The 2,258-nt window shown below is 75.4% G+C and carries 2 protein-coding genes; both read right to left on the reverse strand.

Annotated features, from left to right (window positions below):
- The coding region (locus tag FFS51_RS14530; RefSeq protein ID WP_137878782.1) for a 5-oxoprolinase subunit B/C family protein at positions 1–1,468 on the reverse strand (1,468 nt) is incomplete at its 3' end.
- 5 nt (positions 1,469–1,473) lie between these two features.
- Positions 1,474–2,229, reverse strand: a complete 756-nt coding sequence (gene pxpA / locus FFS51_RS14535; protein WP_137878783.1) for a 5-oxoprolinase subunit PxpA — start codon at positions 2,227–2,229, stop codon at positions 1,474–1,476.
- Between the last annotated feature and the right edge of the window lie 29 nt (positions 2,230–2,258).

A 2,258-nucleotide genomic window follows, 5' to 3' on the forward strand; every position in this document is an offset into this window, starting at 1 on the left:
TGCCCTCGCTCGGCAGTTCGCCGTCGCGGGTGCGGGCGAGCAGCGGTCCGTCGAGACGCATTCCGACCCGATCACTGTCGGTGCTCACCCGCCAGGGTCTCGCGAACAGGGCGTCGACAGCGGTGCGCGTGAACCAGTCGTCGCGCGGGCCGAGCGCAACCGGGAGCTCGAGCGTCTCGGCGGGCGCCGTCCACGGGAACGCATCGACCACGGGGATCGGCGACGCGGGATCCGCGCCGATCGACAGCAGATCTCCGGCGCCGAGTGGTGCGGGTCCGAGTGCCGAGAGCGTGTCCGTCGCGCACGAACCCGCCTCGAACGGCACGTCGACGCCGCCCCGCACGGCGACGACGGTACGGATGCCGCGGCGCGGCCATCCGATCTCCAGCACCGACCCGGCAGGCCAGGCCGTCGCGACATATGCCCCGATCGGCACGCGATCGACGGTCACCTCACCCCAGGAGCCGGTCACCGCGACCCAGAGATCGCAGGTCGCGCGCAGCGCCGTCCCCCCGCCGACCACCTCGATGCCCGCGTCGCCCTCGACGTTGCCGACGAGTCGGTTCGCCACCCGCAGCGCGGCGCGATCGAGAGCGCCGGATCGGGCGATGCCGAGATGCGCGAGGTGGGGGCGCCCCAGATCCTGGAGCGTCGCCGAGACTCCGACACGGAGAACCTCGAACGCTCGGCGGGGCGCGGTGGGCTCGACGTTCGGCGTCGTGAGAGCGCCGGGCGCCGCGGCAGGCGCGGGGCCGGGCATGGCGGGCTCGGGGTTCGGCGCGCCCGGCGCCCGGCCGGGTTCGGCCGCCGTCCCACCCGCGGCATCCGCCCGCACAGCACCCCGCACGACATCCCGCGCGGAGACGAATCGCACCGCCGCGCCCGGTTCGAGCAACGCGGGACGCGCGGCGCGCGGGTCGAAGAGCGGCGCATCGGTGCGGCCGATGAGGCGCCACCCGCCGGGCGTTGCCCGCGGATAGGCGCCGCTGAACGCCCCCGCGAGTCCGACGCTCCCGACCGGCACTCGCGTGCGGGGGGCGTCGAGGCGCGGGACGTCGAACGGCCAGTCCGCACGCACCAGGTAGCCGAACCCGGGAGCGAACCCGGTGAAGGCGACCATCCACTCCACTCCCGTATGCGCGGCGACGAGCGCGGGCGCATCGACTCCGAGAAGTCGCGCCGTCTCATCGAGATCGTCGCCGTCGTAGACGACCTCGAGCACTGTGACCGCCGCGGGAGCGGCGTCGCGCGGCGGGGAGGCCGCGGCATCCGTCACCCATCGAGCCACCGCGGCACGCGTGGTCGCGCGCGGATCGAAACGCACCAGCACCGTGCGCGCCGCCGGCACCAGCTCATGCACACCCGGAACGACGGATGCCGCGAGCGACGCGTGCAGCGCCAGCGCGGCGTCGAGCGTGTCGACCTCGACGAGCACGGCCGCCTCGCCCATCGGCCGGAGCGTCGGCATCGCCGTCACCAGTCCGCGCGCACGGCGATGCCCGCGGACGACAGCGCGGCGCGCACGGCCCGCGCCATGTCCACGGCCTCGGGGGTGTCGCCGTGGAGGCAGAGGGACGCGGCATCCGTCGTCACCGTCGTGCCGTCGACGGCGGCGACCCGGCGCTCGTCGACGAGGCGCACCGCGCGGCGTGCGACCTCGGCCGGATCATGCAGGAGATCGCCGGGCTCGCCGCGGGGAACGAGGTCGCCCGAGGGGAGGTATCCGCGGTCGAGGAACGCTTCGCGCACGAAAGGCAGGCCGGCAGCAGCACTCGCGGCGGCGAGCGCGTCGCCGAGCGCGAGCACGGGAAGGGGGCGGCCGAGCACCGCTGAGAGGTCGGCGACCGCGGCGACGACCGCGGTCGCGACGAGCGGGTCGGATCCGGCCGCGTGGTACAGCGCGCCGTGCGGCTTGACATAGCGGAGGTCGGCGCCGGCGGCCCGCAGCGCCGTCAGCTGACCGGCGACGCTGGCGCGCAGATCGGCGGGGGCCATCTCGAGCCGCACCCGGCCGAAACCCGCCCGATCCGGATACGACGGATGCGCCCCGACCGCCACCCCGAACCGCGCCGCGCGTTCGACGGACGCCGCCATCGACGCGGCATCCCCCGCGTGCCCGCCGCACGCGACGTTCGCCGACGAGATCACCGCGAACATCGCCTCGTCGTCGGCGGTCGGCACCCCGTCGACCGTTTCGCCGAGGTCGGCGTTGAGGTCGATCGCGCGCATGCGCCCACGGTAGCGGGTGGGTTGCGGGG

The organism is Microbacterium sp. 4NA327F11 (genome assembly GCF_005503465.1).
Lineage (GTDB): Bacteria > Actinomycetota > Actinomycetes > Actinomycetales > Microbacteriaceae > Microbacterium > Microbacterium ginsengisoli.

Excerpts from the sequence above, each read along its gene's own strand:
- pxpA (WP_137878783.1), bottom strand. The coding sequence starts at position 2,229 with ATGCGCGCGATCGACCTCAACGCCGACCTCGGCGAAACGGTCGACGGG.